The organism is Bradyrhizobium diversitatis, from assembly GCF_016031635.1.
Taxonomy (GTDB): Bacteria; Pseudomonadota; Alphaproteobacteria; order Rhizobiales; family Xanthobacteraceae; genus Bradyrhizobium; species Bradyrhizobium diversitatis.
The window spans coordinates 36289-52539 of record NZ_JACEGD010000019.1 but is presented as its reverse complement, the minus strand read 5'-3'; the positions used below and the strand labels follow the sequence as shown (position 1 = coordinate 52539).

14 protein-coding genes are annotated in these 16251 nt (G+C 64.7%); 9 read left to right on the top strand and 5 right to left on the bottom strand.

Annotated elements, in window-relative coordinates; translation table 11 throughout:
- Positions 1 to 95 precede the first annotated feature (95 nt).
- Together H1B27_RS21160 and H1B27_RS21155 are read right to left on the bottom strand one after the other, a co-directional pair.
- Positions 96 to 1283: a hypothetical protein gene (locus H1B27_RS21160; RefSeq protein ID WP_197967391.1), complete on the bottom strand. Its 1188-nt coding sequence runs from the start codon at positions 1281 to 1283 to the stop codon at positions 96 to 98.
- Between the two features lie 2 nt (positions 1284 to 1285).
- Positions 1286 to 1987: a FecR family protein gene (locus tag H1B27_RS21155; RefSeq protein WP_197967390.1), complete on the bottom strand. Its 702-nt coding sequence runs from the start codon at positions 1985 to 1987 to the stop codon at positions 1286 to 1288.
- A 51-nt stretch (positions 1988 to 2038) separates the two neighbouring features.
- Here H1B27_RS21155 and H1B27_RS21150 point away from each other — a divergent pair, with 51 nt between their 5' ends.
- Positions 2039 to 3469: a phospholipid carrier-dependent glycosyltransferase gene (locus tag H1B27_RS21150; RefSeq protein WP_197967389.1), complete on the top strand. Its 1431-nt coding sequence runs from the start codon at positions 2039 to 2041 to the stop codon at positions 3467 to 3469.
- Between the two features lie 56 nt (positions 3470 to 3525).
- Here the strand turns inward: H1B27_RS21150 and H1B27_RS21145 are convergent, their stop codons facing one another.
- A complete protein-coding gene (locus H1B27_RS21145; protein WP_197967388.1) occupies positions 3526 to 4167 on the bottom strand; it encodes an OmpA family protein in 642 nt (213 codons plus the stop codon).
- Between the two features lie 338 nt (positions 4168 to 4505).
- On the opposite strand from H1B27_RS21145, the gene H1B27_RS21140 reads away from it, so the two are divergent.
- Entirely contained in the window at positions 4506 to 4751 is a 246-nt protein-coding gene (locus H1B27_RS21140) for a hypothetical protein (protein WP_131866094.1), read from the top strand.
- A 110-nt stretch (positions 4752 to 4861) separates the two neighbouring features.
- Positions 4862 to 6028: a winged helix-turn-helix domain-containing protein gene (locus tag H1B27_RS21135; RefSeq protein WP_197967387.1), complete on the top strand. Its 1167-nt coding sequence runs from the start codon at positions 4862 to 4864 to the stop codon at positions 6026 to 6028.
- 18 nt (positions 6029 to 6046) lie between these two features.
- Here H1B27_RS21135 and H1B27_RS21130 read toward each other — a convergent pair whose 3' ends face one another.
- Positions 6047 to 6967: an NAD(P)-dependent oxidoreductase gene (locus tag H1B27_RS21130; protein WP_197967386.1), complete on the bottom strand. Its 921-nt coding sequence runs from the start codon at positions 6965 to 6967 to the stop codon at positions 6047 to 6049.
- Positions 6968 to 7223: 256 nt separating this feature from the next.
- Between H1B27_RS21130 and H1B27_RS21125 the strand changes: the two genes are divergently transcribed.
- Entirely contained in the window at positions 7224 to 8228 is a 1005-nt protein-coding gene (locus H1B27_RS21125; protein WP_311976966.1) for a LacI family DNA-binding transcriptional regulator, read from the top strand.
- Here H1B27_RS21125 and H1B27_RS21120 read toward each other — a convergent pair.
- A complete protein-coding gene (locus tag H1B27_RS21120; protein ID WP_197967384.1) occupies positions 8194 to 8670 on the bottom strand; it encodes a ribosomal maturation YjgA family protein in 477 nt (158 codons plus the stop codon). The genes H1B27_RS21125 and H1B27_RS21120 overlap by 35 nt on opposite strands.
- Before the next feature lie 81 nt (positions 8671 to 8751).
- Between H1B27_RS21120 and H1B27_RS21115 the strand changes: the two genes are divergently transcribed.
- The 5 genes from H1B27_RS21115 (at position 8752) to H1B27_RS21095 (ending at position 16241) form a co-directional block, all read left to right on the top strand.
- Positions 8752 to 10092, top strand: a complete 1341-nt coding sequence (locus H1B27_RS21115; RefSeq protein WP_197967383.1) for an MFS transporter — start codon at positions 8752 to 8754, stop codon at positions 10090 to 10092.
- Between the two features lie 254 nt (positions 10093 to 10346).
- Complete coding sequence (locus H1B27_RS21110) at positions 10347 to 11453, top strand: efflux RND transporter periplasmic adaptor subunit (protein ID WP_197967382.1); 1107 nt, start codon at positions 10347 to 10349, stop codon at positions 11451 to 11453.
- A gap of 261 nt (positions 11454 to 11714) precedes the next feature.
- Entirely contained in the window at positions 11715 to 14852 is a 3138-nt protein-coding gene (locus tag H1B27_RS21105) for an efflux RND transporter permease subunit (protein ID WP_061878581.1), read from the top strand.
- A 34-nt stretch (positions 14853 to 14886) separates the two neighbouring features.
- Complete coding sequence (locus H1B27_RS21100) at positions 14887 to 15486, top strand: TetR/AcrR family transcriptional regulator (protein ID WP_061878580.1); 600 nt, start codon at positions 14887 to 14889, stop codon at positions 15484 to 15486.
- Between the two features lie 131 nt (positions 15487 to 15617).
- Positions 15618 to 16241 (top strand): flavin reductase family protein, encoded by a 624-nt coding sequence (locus H1B27_RS21095; protein ID WP_197967381.1) that lies wholly within the window; start codon positions 15618 to 15620, stop codon positions 16239 to 16241.
- The last annotated feature ends 10 nt before the right edge of the window (positions 16242 to 16251 follow it).

Sequence of the window (16251 nt, the reverse complement as noted above, 5' to 3'; positions counted from 1 at the left end):
CTCCGAGACGGCAGTGATTGAGCGGATGGGCTGCGGCGTACTGGATGTCCCGCCTTCGCGGGACATGACGGCGGATTTGCGGCGAGATCTCCGTCCTAATAATTGATCCGCAGCCCGACGCCGCCGTGGATCGTGTTCCCGACCGGCTGCGGGCCCAACGTGCCGTTGGCGAAGAGATCCACGATCCAGCCCTTTTGCACGCGGAAGCCGAGGCGACCGCCATATTCGAACCAGCCCTGGTTGCCCATGGTCGGCACCACCGTGCCGTTGCCGGTCACGGTGGCGACGATGCCGCTATGGCTCGCAAACGACTGCACCCAGCCGCCATTGATGTTTGTCTCGATGCTGCTGCCGAAGAGATGCGTCCACTGGCCGCCGATCTTGACGAGGCTGGTGCGGTCGGTGCCATCAGCGATGCTGGCGTCGAATGGATTGAAAGCCACCGTACTCTCGCTATAGCCGGAGACGCGCTGCCAGAGCTGCCAGACCTCGATCGAGGCCGCGACCTCGTCGCGTGGCGAGAGGCGACCTATCCAGCCGGCGCGACCGTAGACGGCGTAGTTCGAGGCGTTGGTCGAGCTGGTCACGCTCACCGGGCCGAGACTGGTATCGTAGCTGCGCGTGTAGCGCGCCTTCTCCCATGGCGTCAGGATCGTGCCGACGTCGAAGAACGGCCGCGACGAGCCCCAATCGGTAAAGTCATAGCGCAACGCGAAAGCGCCGATCGGTGCGCTCGTGATCTTGTAGCCGCCCTCGTCGTAATGCGTGTAGGCGATGCCGGCGAGCAGCGACAGATTGTTGGTCAGCGCCTTGCGGCCGTGGATGCCGGCCGAGAACGAGCCGGCCGAGCCGAATGCGCTGATGCAGTCGCCGCAATTGATCTGCTCGTTGACGCCGAGCAGCACCGTGCCGAGCACCCGGTTGGTGATCATCTGATTGAAGCGCTGGTTGGCGAGGCCGCCGATCGAATTGCCGCTGGAAGCCGCGCCGGTCGGTGTCGGGCTCGGCGACGGATATGGGCTGGGAGAAGGATACGGGCTCGGCGACGGTGAGGGTGCAGGGCTTGGTGAGGGCGCAGGACTCGGGGAAGGCGCAGGACTCGGGGAGGGCGCTGGCGAGGGCGAGTAGGTCGGCGATGGATAAGGCGTCGGCTCGCCGCACTCGGACCCGCACTCCGACGTCTGCGCAGCCGCCGGACGGGCCCCCGAGGCGACAAGCGCAAACGCGGCCAATGCGGTGAGCACGCCGATGAGGATGAGGCGCTGGAAGCGGTATTTCGTCATCGTCAACGCCCGCACAGCATGCCGTCGTCCTGGACGGCAGGCATGATGGTCGGCGAGGCGCCGGCGTACTGGTTGACCGCACACAGTCCGGCACTCGCGGCGCAATTGGCGGCAAACGTCCAGGGCGGCGTATTGGACTTGGTGATGCTCACCTTGCCGCCGGTCGAGGTGATGATCGCGGTGTCGCCTGGCTGGGTGAGCTGCACGCACTGGGAGCTCTTGGTGCAGACGCTGGCCGCGCCGTCCTGAAGCACGACCACGGAGCGCCCGCGTTGCGAGAGGATGTCGAGCGTGGTGCCGCGCACACCGATGGTCGCAAGCGGCGTCGTGATCTTGTAAGCGGCTTTGTCGGAACGCCCGGTGACGAAGCGGAAGGCGCCGGTGGTCATGTGGATCGCGACGTCGCGATAGCTGCGCTCGTCGTTGAAGACGGTGCGGTCGAGCTTCAGCGTGGCGCTCGGGCCGAGCGACAGATTGGTGCTGTCCGCCATCACGAAACGCGCCGCGCTGTCGGCGCCGGTCCGCACGGTCTCGTCGCGCAGCATGCTGTCGCCGACATTGATCGGCGTCGTGGTCGCGGCCACGCGCACGACCTCGTTCTGGATCACGACGGCTTCGCCGACGCGAGTCTGCCCCTGAGCGCTAGAGCCGGCGCACAATGCGGCCGACAAGAGGATGGAGAAAAGCCAAAAACGCAAATTCATTTCGCAACCGATCGATGTGTCCCTGATCGTACCGGATCGCGCTCGCTTGCGATGTGGCGTAATTATCACAAGCGGCGCGGGACGTGCGCTATGCTTAGTGACAGTTGCGGCAGAATGCGTTCAATGAAAACGACGATCCTTGTTTTTGTCCGCGGTGACGCAAATTTGCCACGCAAGATATCTCAACAGCAGCCGTTCGAGGCGTTCGCAGTTCCAAAACTGTCGCGGAGCGCAGTGCTTGCTGTCGCGATTTTCCTGGTTGCGCATCTGGCGCTGCTGATCGGTCTCACCACGCCGGAAAAATTCGTCTTCGACGAGGTGCATTACGTCCCGGCGGCGCGGCAGATGCTGGCGCCCGTGATGTCGCAACCGATGCTCAATCCGATGCATCCGCCGCTCGCCAAGGAGCTGATCGCGGCATCGATCGCAGCCCTCGGCGACAACGCGCTTGGCTGGCGTTACCCCGCGACGTTGTTCGGCGCATTGGCGATCGTTGCAATCTATCTGTGCGGGCTCGCGCTGTTCTCCGCGCAAGGGCCCGCGATCGCCGCGGCGCTGATTGCGGCGTTCAACCAGATGCTGTACGTGCAGGCGCGCATCGCGATGCTCGACATCTTTGCGCTCGGCTTCGGCCTGCTTGCGACCGCCGCCTTCATGCATGGTTTTCGAAGAGAGCGGCCGCATGCCTTGTTTGCCGCGGCAGGAGCTCTGTTCGGACTTGCTGCAGCCTGCAAATGGAGCGGCCTGTTTCCGCTTGGCGTCTGCATCGTCATCGTTGCGGTGATCCGCCTGATGCAGGGCTGGCGTACGCTGTTCGCCGACGCGAGGCCGGACGACTGGTATCGGCCGGAGCTGTGGCCCGGCTTGAGGCTGCATCATGTCGCGCTCTGCTTCGTCGTCTTGCCGATGGTGACCTACCTTGCCGCTTTCGTCCCGTTCCATGGCGTGTCGCTGCCGGATCTGATCGAGGCGCAGCGGCGGATCTTCGCCGACAACGCCACGACGGCCATCGCCGGCCACACCTATATGAGCGCATGGCCGTCCTGGCCGTTGCTCGCGCGCCCGGTGTGGTTCCTGTTCGACAAGACGGGAGATGACAACGTCGCTGCGATCGTCTTTCTTGGCAATCCGCTGGTGCTCTGGCCGGCTCTGATCGCGCTGGTCATCGTGTTGCGGGATTTCATCCTGGCGCGGCGGTGGGATGCATTCCTGATCGCGGCATTCTATTTCGGTCCCTGGCTCGCCTGGGCGTTGCTGCCGCGTACCCTGGGCTTCATCTACTACTACCTGCCGGCCGCGACCGCGGCGTCGCTGGCGCTGGTCTATGTGCTGCGCCGGGAGGGGCTGCCGCGCTGGCTGCTGTGGGCCTATGTCGGCGTCGCTGCGGCCGGCTTTGCGGTGATGCTGCCGATCTCCGCCGCCTTCATCGGCACGTCCATGCGAACCTTCGGCCGCCTGATGCTGTTTCAAAGCTGGATATGACATCGCCGCCTGCCGGGTTGCGGCAGGCGGTGTGTCTCTTGCGCCACGATCGCGCGTTACTTCGCTGCGGTCTTGGTGTCCATGTTCACGACCTGGACGCGGCGGTTGATCGCGTCGGTGCCGTTGGCGGCATCCTTCAGCTTGGTCTCGCCGTAGCCGACGGTGACGAGATCGGTGCCGTTGAGGCCGTAGTTCTGCACCAGGTATTTCTTAATGGTGTCGGCGCGCCGTTCGGAGAGCCCTTGATTGTACTCTTCGCCGCCGGTCGCGTCGGTGTGGCCGGCGACCACGAAGGTCGAGCCCTTCAGCGCCGGATCGGACAGCGCCTTGCCGAGCGCCTGCACCGATGCCACCGACGTCTTGGCGATGTCGGCCGAGTTGTAATCGAACTGGATCTCCAGATCGATCTTCGGCTTGGTCGCAGCTAACTCGGCGATCTGCTCGCGCTCGCTCGTCGAGAGCGACCGGGTCGAGCGGTTGCGCACGGTGTTCAGGAAGGTCGCTTCCTTGGCTTGCGCGGTCGTGTCGGCCTGCGGACCGACGGACAGGCCACGGGTTGCCGGCTTGGGCTTCAGTGCGTCCAGGATCTTGTCGGTGGAGACATTGTTGTCGCCAGCCAGGGCCAGTCCCGCCGTCATCGACAGGGCTGCGGAAAGGGTAATCGCCTTCAATGCAAAAGACTTATCAAGACGGATCATTGTCGAATCCTCGCTGCTACGCCTGATGGCGATTTGATGCTGCGAGCCTAGGGGAGGTTCAAAAGCCTCGATGTGATCTTCCTCACATTCGAAATTGCCCGCGGAGACCCCGATCTGGTTCGATCGTCTGCGGCTTGAGGCGGAACTGGAACCCCCGGAAACCCCCGTTCCTGATCGTCGAAAGAGCGTCGGGGGAGCGCCCAAAAGCCGCACGTCGAGAGCGGGCTGATTCGGCAGGGCAGCAACGAAATGTCTTCTCCCTGAAAAACTTGCCGTTGAAGAATGGCAGTTGTGGTGGCCGGCATCAGGCCGGCTGCCCTTTCTGGAGGAGAAGATTGATGAAGACCCTGTTGCTCGCGACGGCATTCGTGGCGCTTGCGCTGTCCCCCGCATCCGCCGCCAAGATGGCGTGCACCAGTGCAAATATGGCCAAGCTCGTTGCCGGGATGGGCGGCGAAGACACGCCGGGCAAGATCGCAGCGAGGAAGTCGATGGCCGCGGCCAATTCCGACATGAGCAAAGGCAACATGCGCGGCGCCTGCAAGCATTATATGAGCGCCGAGAAGGCGATGGCGATGAAGTAGGCTCCCGCGATCCCGGACGTGATGGCCGCGCTGGCAGCAGATGGCAGCGCGGCTTTTTCGTGGTGCTGCTTCTTTGCCTCGCGGCGAATCCGGCTACATTGCATTCCGCAATGCTCCGCGCCCCGAAACCACTTCCGCTCTCGACCAAACAGGCCCGGCAGATCTGGCTGCATGCCCAGCGGCTCGACGTGCGCGAGCCGTTCGGGGAGGGCGCGCAGGCCGTCGCCGACGCGACGGCTCATCTCGGCTATGTGCAGATCGACACCATCAACGTCATCGAGCGCTGCCATCACCACATCCTGTTCAGCAGGATCCCGTCCTACCGTCGCGCCGATCTTCGCCAGGCCCACAGCGTCGACAAGAGCGTGTTCGAATATTGGACGCACGCGCTCTCCTACGTGCCGGCCGCCGACTTCCGCTTCTTCCTGCCGGCGATGCGCGAGCACCGGCGCGAGGGACACAGATGGTTTGGCTCGGTGAAGCCGGCCGACACGCGCAAGGTGATGCGACTGCTGCGTGCCGGCCCGCTGACGATCCGCGACATCGAGGATGACGTGCTCGTCGAAAAGGAGCACCTCTGGCAGAGCCGCAAGCCGTCGAAGCGCGCGTTGCAACTCGCCTTCTATACCGGCGCCGTCACCATCAGCGAGCGCCAGGGCATGCTCAAGACCTATGAGCTGATGAACCGTCATTTCGGCTGGGACAAGCTGCCGAGGCCGGCATCGGCAAGGGAGATCACGGCCTATCTGCTCGACCGCGCGCTGCGCTCGCAGGGCGTGGTCAGTCTCGATTCGATCTGCCATCTCGACGCGCCGAGCAAGAAGCCGGTCGCGCGCCTGATCGCCTCGCGCGTCCGCCGCGGCGAGCTCGTGCCTGTTACGCTCGAGGGCGCCGGCAAACAGGAGCATTGGACCTCGCCCGCAGCGCTGGAGGCTGGCGGCGAAGGGCCGCCGCCCGATCTCGTCCACATTCTTTCGCCGTTCGATCCCCTGATCATCCAGCGCAAGCGCACCAATCTCATCTTCGGCTACAACCATCTGTTCGAAGCCTACGTGCCGAAGGCCAAGCGCAAGCTCGGCTACTTCGCGCTGCCCGTGCTGGTCGGAGACGAGATCGTTGCCGCCCTCGATCTCAAGACCGACCGGCAGGCGAAGAAGCTCGTGATGCAGAAATGGACCTGGGTCGGGCAGGGGAGGAAGACCGCGGGGCGCAAGGAGCTCAAGCGTGTGATCGAGGACGAGCTCGATCGCTTCGAGCGGTTTCAGCTCTCGGAGTGAGCGTCGTCGTCGTCCGGTCTACGGCCTGTCTTCGAGCTCGGCCGAGGCTCCGGACACGATATGAGCGTATCGGTCCAGCACCTCGTCGGCCGAGTAGCTAGAGCGTTCCGCGAATTCCTCCCGCAGGCCCAGGCGCGCGGAGACCTTCAAGCGCGCCGCCGTGGCAGTCGTCATGACGGGATCAAAGCCCAATTCGCGCAGGCCCGCTGCCACGCCGTCCATTTCCACGGCACGGCGTTCGGCATGCAGCACGTCGGAGCGGACGCACATGTCCAGGAACTTGCTGAACGTGGTGGCATCCATCGAGGCGCATAGCCCGCGCATGGTTTCGTCGCGCACGCCGGCGAGCGTCGCGGCGGTCAGCGCCTCGACCAGCAGCGCTTCCATGCCTTTCGTCACCACGCTCCGCAGCATTTTCACGGCCGCTGCGGTCCCGGCTTCGGGACCGGCCACCTCGATGCGGAAGCCGAGTGGTTTGAAGGTGTCCGCGAAGCGTGCGGCGCCGCTGCCGGATGTGTAGAGCGGGACCGCAGCGCCGTAGAGGTCGACCGATCCCATCAGATTCGCATCTGCGAACAGGCCGCCGCGCGCCTCGACGGCTTCGGCGACACGCTTCTTCGTTCGCGGGGTCGCAGCGTTGATGTCCACCACGAGACAGCCGGGACGGACGATCTTCGAAATGGCCTCACCCGTCTCAGCCGCGACGGCAACGACGACGGCGGAAAAGATCACGTCCGCGTCCGTGAGGTCCTCGAGCCGGTCGGCGAGCGTGACGCCACAATCCGCCGCCACCGCACGAAAAGCCCGAGAGTAGGGCGGCGCGTTCGTCTTGCCCTGACAGAATGCGACGATCCGCGCTCGGGTCTGGGTCGCGAGATGCTTTGCGAAGCATTGCGCGGCCTCGCCAAATCCAACGAAGGCGATCTTGGGCTGCTGCATGGCTGAGCTGTCTCCTGTCTCCGACCCGTCCGATTCCGATGGAGGGCGAGGTCTCCTCGCGCGACTTCCCACCGCCGCCATTGTGCTGAGTTCGACGCGGGAGTCAATGAACCGGTTCATTTGCGGGGCGATCACCGGAAGCAATTGTTGAGCAGATTGCTCAATCGAACGGCAAATGTCGGTGAGGCTGCCTTGCCAGGGAGCGTGAACCGGTTCATATAGTGCTATGCCCGCGCAGGCTCGCCGATCGCAAACCGTGAAGGTCAGGGACGTCGCCCGGGAGGCCGGCGTCGCGGTCGGCACGGTATCTCGTGTGCTCAACGATCATCCTACGGTGACCAGGGAGCTGCGCGAGCGCGTCGAAAGGGCGATGGCGCATCTCGGCTATGAGGTCGACGTCACGGCCCAGAGCATGCGCGCGGGCCGGTCGCGGCTCGTCGCCTGCGCCATTCGTGATTTCGACATCCCGCGCTTCGCGCTGTTCATCAAGGAGGCCGAAGCGGTCCTGCGTGAGGCCAGATACACCTTGCTGCTGGCGAGCACGACCAATCGTCCCGAAGTCGAGATCGCCCTGTTGAGCGCTTTCCGCAGGCGCCGGGTGGATGGCGTGATGATGACGCTGAGCGATGAGCAGCATCGCGACGTGCGCGAAGCGCTGTCGGAGGCGCCGATGCCGGTCCTGCTCATCGACCGGAATCGTATCGAGGCGCTGGATCGCGTCACAGCCGATCATCGCCAGGGCGCGCGCCTCGCTACGAGCCATCTGCTCGGCCTTGGGCACCGGCGAATTGCCGTGCTTGTCGGCGACACCAAGGCCTTCCCGTCGCGCAGTCGCCTCGAGGGACTTCGTGAGGCCTATGCGGCGGCGGGCGTCATGCCGGATCCGAGGCTGCTGCGCGACAATGTGCTCTCGAGTGAAGAAGCCTATCGGGCGACGGCGTCGCTGATGAGCCTTGCCGATCCCCCGACGGCGCTCTTCGTCGCGGCGATGGACATGCTCGGCGGTTGCCTGAGAGCGCTGCGAACGATGGGCATCGCGGTCGGGGACGGGATTTCGGTGGTGGCCGGCAGCGATTCGGATCTCGCCGAACTGCATACGCCGCCGATTACGGCGATTGCGTGGGATCTCGCGGCGATGGGCCGCCATGCCGCGACCATGCTGCTCGAGCGTATGCGCGGCGACGAGATCGAGCGCGGCCGTGGTCTCACCGTGCCGACGGAACTGATCATTCGCGGGTCGACGCGGCCTGTTGCGAATTGAGCGTGTTTGGCTGGTGCTGAATCCGGTTTCTCGCGACGCGGCTGTCGAGCCAGATGCCGACGACGATACCGATGAGGTAGGCGACCAGATTCCACAGCGAGAATATGCGACCGAGCAGCAACGCGCCGGCCGCTGTCAGCCGGAACGCATCGAGCCATGGCGTGTGCACCAGCCGGGAGAATTCCACGATGACCGCAATTACCACCGCGATGGCCGCAATCTGCATCCGCGACAGCCTCGGCAGCACAACCCCGACCAGCAAGAACACCATCGTGGCCCACAAGAGCGAGCCGCCATATTTCACCACGAAGGCCGGAAGCCCGAGCGGAAAGCCGTACCAGCGCAAGCACAGCCCGCAGACGATCACCATCGCGGCGAGGGCGGCGCGGATCAGCGATGTCAGGAGCGGCGCAACAGGTTGATCCGGCTGCGCCCCGCGCATTGCTCGCTCCATTGACTCTTTGCCCGCGATGCTCAAAACCGCCACCCAGCCCTAGAAAAGCAACAACCCGGGGGGGAAGCCATGAGCCAGACCACCTATGCCGGTGCTGCCGGCGGTGCCAACAGCGCCAGCAAGAGCGACATCGAGACCTCGACCATCCGCGCCATCTCCTGGCGCCTGATTCCGTTCCTGGTGCTGGCCTACTTCTTCTCCTATCTCGACCGCGTCAATCTCGGCTTCGCCGCGCTGACCATGAATGCGGAGCTGAAGTTCACGCCGCTGATCTTCTCCTGGGGCGCCGGCATCTTCTTCATCGGCTATTTCATCTTCGAGGTGCCGAGCAACCTTGCGCTGGAAAAATTCGGCGCGAGCCGCTGGATCGCTCGCATCATGGTGACCTGGGGCATCATCTCGGCCCTGATGGCGATGGTCAGCGGCGTGACGAGCTTCTACGTGCTGCGCTTCCTGCTCGGCGTCGCCGAGGCCGGCTTTTTCCCCGGAATCATCCTCTATCTCACCTATTGGTATCCGGCCCAATATCGCGCCCGCTTCCTCGCGGCCTTCGCCATCGCCGTTCCGGTCTCGACCGTGATCGGCGCGCCGATCTCGGGCCTGCTGCTCGGGCTCGACGGCATGATGGGGCTGAAGGGCTGGCAGTGGCTGTTCATCATCGAGGGCGTTCCTTCCGTGCTGCTCGGCATCGTCACCTGGTTCTATCTCACCGACAGACCGGAGAAGGCGGACTGGCTCTCGGCCGAGCAAAAGGCCTGGCTGAAGGCGAAACTCGATTCGGAGATCGCGGCAAAGCAGGCGGTGAAGCACTTGTCGCTGGGCGAGGCGCTGTCCTCGCCGAAGGTGATCGCGCTTAGCCTGATCTATTTCGGCTTCGTCGGCGCGCTGTATGGCATGCAGTTCTGGTTGCCGCAGATCGTCAAGGCGTTCGGCCTCACCAACGCGCAGACCGGTTTCGTCACCGCAATCCCCTATCTGTTCGGCACCATTGCCATGGTCCTGTGGGCGAGGCATTCGGATGCGAGTCGCGAGCGCGTCATGCATGTCGGCGCACCGCTGCTGCTCACAGCCGTCGCTCTCGGCATCTCCTCCTCTCTCTCAGATCCCACCCTGACGATGGTGGCGCTGACGGTCGCCGCGATCGGCGTGTTCTGCTGCTTCGGGGTGTTCTGGACGTTGCCGACCGCCTGGCTGTCCGGCACGGCGGCGGCGGGCGCGATCGCCCTGATCAACTCGATCGGCAATCTCGCCGGTTTCGGCGGGCCCTATCTGATCGGCTGGGTCAAGGAAGCCACAGGCCAGACCTCGACCGGTCTGCTCGTCCTCGCCGTGCTGCCCCTGATCGCCGGCATTTTGGTCTTCGTCGGCGGCCACGACAGCAAGCACGAGTTCGCCGAGCAGGGGCGGTAGGGGCACTAGCCTTGTAAGCCTTATAGGGAGGGCAAAGGCGCGTGCCCTTGCGCGCCGTGCCCACCATCTCCCTACGCTGGCCGGGTTGGGGGGGCACGCTCCGCGTTGCCCGCCCTACAAGCGCACCTTCGCAACATGGCCGTCCCAATCCTTACCACCGCTTAACGATCACGCTTTCCTGATGACTGACGATTATTGACTTTCGTCAGTGATTAGTCGACATTCCTCAAATCGAGATGCAGGAGTGTCCTTCGATGTTCGTCCGGTCGGTTTTATCCAGCTATTCCAGGCTCTTGGCGGGTGTGTCGCTGGCTCTGATGGCCGCAGCCCTGGCCGGGTGCAATGATACTGTTGCCGAGAAGGCGGAGCCGCCGCGGCCGGTTTTGGTTGCGACCGCGCATTATAGTGCGGAGACGCCGGAGCGCAGCTTCGTCGGCACCATCAGGCCGCGGATCGAGAGCGATCTCGGCTTCCGCGTCGCCGGCAAGGTTGCCAAGCGCCTGGTCGAGGTCGGCCAGACCGTCGAAGTCGGCCAGCCATTGGCCACCCTCGACGAGGTCGACCTGAAGCTTCAGGCCGAGCAGGCCGTCGCCGAGCAGACTGCCGCGACCGGTGTGCTGGCCCAGGCCGCCGCCGCCGAGCAGCGCGCCAAGGACCTGAAGGCCAAGGGCTGGACCACCGATGCGCAACTGGATTCGAGTCGCGCCGCCGCCGACGAGGCCCGTGCGCGCCTGAACCGGGCCGAGCGCTCGGTCGAACTGACCAAGAACTCCCTTTCCTACGCGACGCTCAACGCCGACGCCCGAGGCGTCGTCACCGCAACGCTGATCGAGCCCGGCCAGGTGGTTGCCGCGGGCCAGGCCTCGATCCGTGTCGCCCGCTTTGCCGAAAAGGAAGCGGTCGTCGCGATCCCTGAGACGCTGGTCGGACGCGCCAAGTCGGGCGTCGCCAGCGTCACTCTTTGGTCCGAGCCGAACAAGAAGTATGCGGCCAAGCTGCGCGAGATCGCGCCGGCGGCCGACCCGGCCACGCGCACCTATCTGGCAAAGTTCTCGCTGCCCGAGGCCGACGACAAGGTCGCGCTCGGCATGACTGCGACGCTGACGCTGTCTGACGCCGCGACCGAGCGCGTCGCCCGGCTGCCGCTGTCGGCGCTGTTCAACGAAGGCGGCAAGCCGTCCTTCTATGTCGTCGACGACAACGGCGGCGTCACGCTCAAGCCGGTGGCGGTGAAGTCCTACGAGAGCAAGGACGTCGTCATCACGGGCGGTGTCGAGGAGGGCGACAAGATCGTCGCCCTCGGCGTGCAGAAGCTCGATCCGGGCCAGCGGGTGCGGGTCGTGTCGTCGCTGAGTTTTTAGTTTGTCATTCCGGGGCGGTGCGGAGCACCGAGCCCGGAATCTCGAGATTCCGGGTTCGCCCTATGGGCGCCCCGGAATGACAAAGAGAAATCGAGTTACGTCGTGTGAGGTGAGTTTCGGCCTTTGTCCCTAAGCAAAGGCTGAAGCGGCGAAGCGATCCAGAACCTGCCCAGCCCCCTGGATTGCTTCGCTGCCTCGCGACGACGGGGTGAATAGAGCGGCTGTCGTATTTGCAACTGGATCTTCTTTTCGGAGAGAGCGATGAAGCGCTTCAACCTTTCGGCCTGGGCCGTCAGCCATCCGACGCTGGTTCTCTTCCTGATGATCGTGCTCGGCGTCGCCGGCTTCTTCTCCTATGAGAAGCTCGGCCGCGCCGAAGATCCGTTCTTCACGGTGAAGGTGGTCAACGTCTCCGTGATTTGGCCCGGCGCGACCGCGCAGGAGATGCAGACCCAGGTCGCCGATCCCATCGAGAAGAAGATCCAGGAGCTGCCCTATTTCGAGAAGGTGCAGACCTATTCCAAGCCCGCCTTCACCGCGCTCCAGGTCACGTTCCGCGACAACACGCCGCCGAAGGACGTGCCCTATCTCTTCTACCTCCTGCGCAAGAAGCTGGTCGACGTGCAGGGCCAGCTGCCGTCCGGCATCCTCGGGCCCGTCGTCAACGACGAGTTCTCCGACGTCGATTCCATCCTCTACATGATGACCGGCGACGGCGCCGATTATGCCCAGCTCAAGAAGGTCTCCGAAGGTTTCCGCCAGCGCCTGCTGAAGGTGCCCGGCGTCACCAAGGTCGACGTCTACGGCAATCAGGACGAGCGCATCTTCGTCGAGTTCAGCCACGCCAAGCTCGCCACGCTCGGCATCACGCCGCAGGCGCTGTTCGATTCGCTCGCCAAGCAGAACAACGTGACGCCGGCCGGCACGGTCGAGACCTCCTCGCAGCGCGTGCCGCTGCGCGTCACCGGCGCGCTCGACGGCGCCAAGGCCGTCGCCGAAACGCCGGTCGAGAGCAACGGCCGTGTGTTCCGCTTAGGGGACATCGCCACCGTCACCCATGGCTATGTCGATCCGCCGAGCTTCGTCGTGCGCCAGGAGGGCAAGCCCGCCATCGGCATCGGCGTCGTCACCGCCAAGGGCGCCAACATCCTCGAGCTCGGCAAGGAGGTGGAGAAGGCGACCAACGAGTTCATGAAGGCCGTGCCGCAGGGCGTCGACGTCAAGCTGATCGCCGATCAGCCCAAGGTGGTCGAGCACGCCGTCGGCGAGTTCGTGCACTCCTTCATGGAAGCGCTCGTCATCGTGCTGTTCGTCTCGTTCCTGGCCCTCGGCTGGCGCACCGGCATCGTGGTCGCGCTGTCGGTGCCCCTGGTGCTCGGCATCGTCTTCATCGTCATGAACACGATGTCGCTCGACCTGCACCGCATCACGCTCGGCGCGCTGATCATCGCGCTCGGCCTGCTCGTCGACGACGCCATCATCGCGGTCGAGATGATGGTGGTGAAGATGGAGCAGGGCTGGGACCGCATGCGCGCGGCGTCCTTTGCCTGGGAATCTACTGCGTTTCCGATGCTCACGGGAACGCTGGTCACGGCCGCTGGCTTCCTCCCCATCGGCTTTGCCAATTCCGCGGTCGGCGAATATGCCGGCAGCATCTTCTGGATCGTGGCGATCGCCCTGGTCGCCTCCTGGTTCGTGGCGGTGATCTTCACGCCCTATATCGGCGTCAAGCTGCTGCCCGAGATGAAGGCGCACCACAACCATGATCCGCATGCGGTCTACGAGACCCGCATGTACCGCGGCTTGCGCGCCATCGTGAAATGGTGCGTCAACCACCGCATCACCGTGGTGGCCGCGACCGTCGGCGTCTTCATCGCGTCGATCGTCGGCTTCGGCCAGGTCCAGCAGCAGTTCTTCCCGCTCTCGGAGCGGCCCGAGCTGTTCCTCCAGTTGCGCCTGCCCGAGGGCACCGCCTTCAACGTCACCGAGAAGGCGGTGAAGAAGGCCGAAACGCTGCTGAAGGACGATAAGGACATCGAGACCTATACCGCCTATGTCGGCCAGGGCTCGCCGCGCTTCTGGCTCGGCCTCAACCCGCAGCTTCCGAACGAGGCCTTTGCCGAGATCGTCATCGTCGCCAAGGGCGTCGAGGCGCGCGAGCGCATCAAGGCCAAGATCGAGACCGCGGCTGCCGAGGGCTTCCTGACCGAGGCGCGCGTGCGCGTCGACCGCTTCAACTTCGGTCCGCCGGTCGGCTTCCCCGTGCAGTTCCGCGTGATCGGCCCCGATGCCAACAAGGTCCGCGAGATCGCCTACCAGGTCCGCGACGTCATGCGGGAGAACAAGAGCGTCAAGGATGTCCAGCTCGACTGGAACGAGCAGTCGCCCTACCTCAAGCTCGTCGTCGACCAGGACCGCGCCCGCGCCATGGGTCTCACCCCGCAGGACGTCTCGCAGGCACTGGCGATGCTGATCTCGGGCTCGCAGGTCACCACCGTGCGCGACGGCATCGAGAAGGTCGGCGTAGTCGCCCGCGCGATCCCGTCCGAACGCCTCGACCTCGGCGGTGTCGGTGATCTCACCATCACCTCGCGCAATGGCGTTGCCGTGCCGCTGCAGCAGATCGCCAAGATCGAGTATGCCCACGAGGAGCCGATCATGTGGCGGCGCAACCGCGACATGGCGATCACCGTGCGCTCCGACGTCGTCGACGGCGTGCAGGCGCCCGATGTCACCAACCAGATCACGCCGAAGCTGAAGGCGATCAAGGACCACCTCGAGCCGGCCTACCGGATCGAGCCGGGCGGGGCGTTCGAGGAATCCGCCAAGGGCAACGCCTCGATCTTCATCCTCTTCCCGGTGATGGTCATGGTGATGCTGACGCTGCTGATGATCCAGCTGCAGAGCTTCTCGCGCCTGATCCTGGTGTTCCTGACCGCGCCGCTCGGCATCGTCGGTGCCTCGCTCGGCCTCAACGTCGCCAATGCCCCGTTCGGCTTCGTGGCGCTGCTTGGCCTGATCGCGCTCGCCGGCATGATCATGCGCAACACCGTCATCCTGGTCGACCAGATCGAGACCGATGTCTCGCACGGCCTGACCCGGCGCGAGGCGATCGTGGAAGCCACCGTCCGCCGCGCCCGTCCGGTGGTGCTGACGGCGCTCGCCGCCATCCTCGCCATGATCCCGCTGTCGCGGTCGGCGTTCTGGGGCCCGATGGCGATCACCATCATGGGCGGCCTGTTCGTCGCGACCTTCCTGACCCTGCTGTACCTGCCGGGCCTCTATGCCCTCTGGTTCCGCAAGAGCCTGGACGAGGCCGGTACGCCCGAGCAGCCCGCCGCGCCGCAGCATGGCAGCGATGAACATCCAGCAATTCCGCTTGCTGAAGCGGCTGAATAAGTGAGATGAAGTGCTGAGCGATGAGTCCTGACTGATGGCCCTTATTTCGGAACATATCGAAGGCGACACCCGGGATCGTATCCTCGAGGTGGCCGAGCGGCTGTTCCGTCAGATCGGCTACCAGAAGACCACGGTCGGCGACATCGCCAAGGAGCTCAGAATGAGCCCCGCCAACGTCTATCGCTTCTTCGAATCGAAGAAGGCGATCCACCAGGCGGTCGCCCGTTCGCTGATGGGCGAGGTCGAGCTCGAGGCGCAGCGGATCGTGGCCCGGCCCGGCCCGGTCAAGGAGCGCTTCCGCGAGCTGCTCACCACCATCCATCGCATGAACACCGAGCGCTATGTCGGCGACAACAAGCTGCACGAGATGGTCGCGATCGCGATGGAGGAAGACTGGGACGTCTGCGTCGCCCATATGGAGTGCATCGCCGGTGTCGTCGGCCAGATGATCGCCCAAGGCGTCGCCTCCGGCGAGTTCGAGGCGCCGGACCTGCAACTGGCCGCGCTCTGCTCGTGCACCGCGATGATCCGCTTCTTCCACCCCCAGATGATCGCCCAGTGCGCCACCAAGCCGGGCCCGAACATCGACCAGATGATCGATTTCGTCATCGCGGGTCTGTCGCCGCGCCACTGACGGGCGCAGCGTTTTCTCCTATAAGCTCACCTGCCGTCATTCCGGGGCGCGCGAAGCGCGAACCCGGAATCTCGAGATTCCGGGTTCGGTCCTGCGGACCGCCCCGGAATGACGGAGAGCGGAGAGCCAGCGTGACCGACAAAGATCTGTACTTCTATGAGCCCTCCAAGGGCCACGGCCTCAAGCACGATCCCTTCAACGCCATCATCGCGCCGCGGCCGATCGGCTGGATCTCCTCCCGCGATACCAACGGCCACGTCAACCTCGCGCCCTACAGCTTCTTCAACGCGTTCTGCTATGTGCCGCCAATCATCGGATTTTCTTCCACGAACTGGAAGGACACGGTGTCGAACATGGAGCAGACCAGGGAGTTCGTCTGGAATCTCACCACCATGGATCTCGCCAAGCACATGAACGCGACCGCGGCGCATGTCGCGCCCGAGGTCGACGAATTCAAGCTCGCCGGCCTTACCGCCGTCCCCGGCAAGCTCGTCAACGTGCCGCGCGTGGCTGAGAGCCCGGTCGCCTTCGAGTGCAAGGTGTCCGATATCGTCCGCCTGAAGGGTGCCGACGGCAAGGAGGCCGACGCCTGGCTGACGTTAGGGGAGGTCGTTGCCGTCCATATCGACAAGGCCTTGATCAAGGACGGCGTCTACCAGACCGCCGCCGCCCGCCCCATCGTCCGCGCCGGCCGCCGCGGCGATTATTTCGAGATCAAGCCGGAAAACATGTTCGAGATGATCCGGCCGGATTAGGCCCGTCTCC

Coding starts and splice junctions, on each gene's coding strand:
- H1B27_RS21145 (WP_197967388.1), bottom strand. CDS start 4,167: ATGATCCGTCTTGATAAGTCTTTTGCATTGAAGGCGATTACCCTTTCC.
- H1B27_RS21105 (WP_061878581.1), top strand. CDS start 11,715: ATGAAGCGCTTCAACCTTTCGGCCTGGGCCGTCAGCCATCCGACGCTG.
- H1B27_RS21130 (WP_197967386.1), bottom strand. CDS start 6,967: ATGCAGCAGCCCAAGATCGCCTTCGTTGGATTTGGCGAGGCCGCGCAA.
- H1B27_RS21135 (WP_197967387.1), top strand. CDS start 4,862: ATGCTCCGCGCCCCGAAACCACTTCCGCTCTCGACCAAACAGGCCCGG.
- H1B27_RS21160 (WP_197967391.1), bottom strand. CDS start 1,283: ATGACGAAATACCGCTTCCAGCGCCTCATCCTCATCGGCGTGCTCACC.
- H1B27_RS21115 (WP_197967383.1), top strand. CDS start 8,752: ATGAGCCAGACCACCTATGCCGGTGCTGCCGGCGGTGCCAACAGCGCC.
- H1B27_RS21150 (WP_197967389.1), top strand. CDS start 2,039: ATGTGGCGTAATTATCACAAGCGGCGCGGGACGTGCGCTATGCTTAGT.
- H1B27_RS21100 (WP_061878580.1), top strand. CDS start 14,887: ATGGCCCTTATTTCGGAACATATCGAAGGCGACACCCGGGATCGTATC.
- H1B27_RS21120 (WP_197967384.1), bottom strand. CDS start 8,670: ATGCGCGGGGCGCAGCCGGATCAACCTGTTGCGCCGCTCCTGACATCG.
- H1B27_RS21155 (WP_197967390.1), bottom strand. CDS start 1,987: ATGAATTTGCGTTTTTGGCTTTTCTCCATCCTCTTGTCGGCCGCATTG.
- H1B27_RS21140 (WP_131866094.1), top strand. CDS start 4,506: ATGAAGACCCTGTTGCTCGCGACGGCATTCGTGGCGCTTGCGCTGTCC.
- H1B27_RS21110 (WP_197967382.1), top strand. CDS start 10,347: ATGTTCGTCCGGTCGGTTTTATCCAGCTATTCCAGGCTCTTGGCGGGT.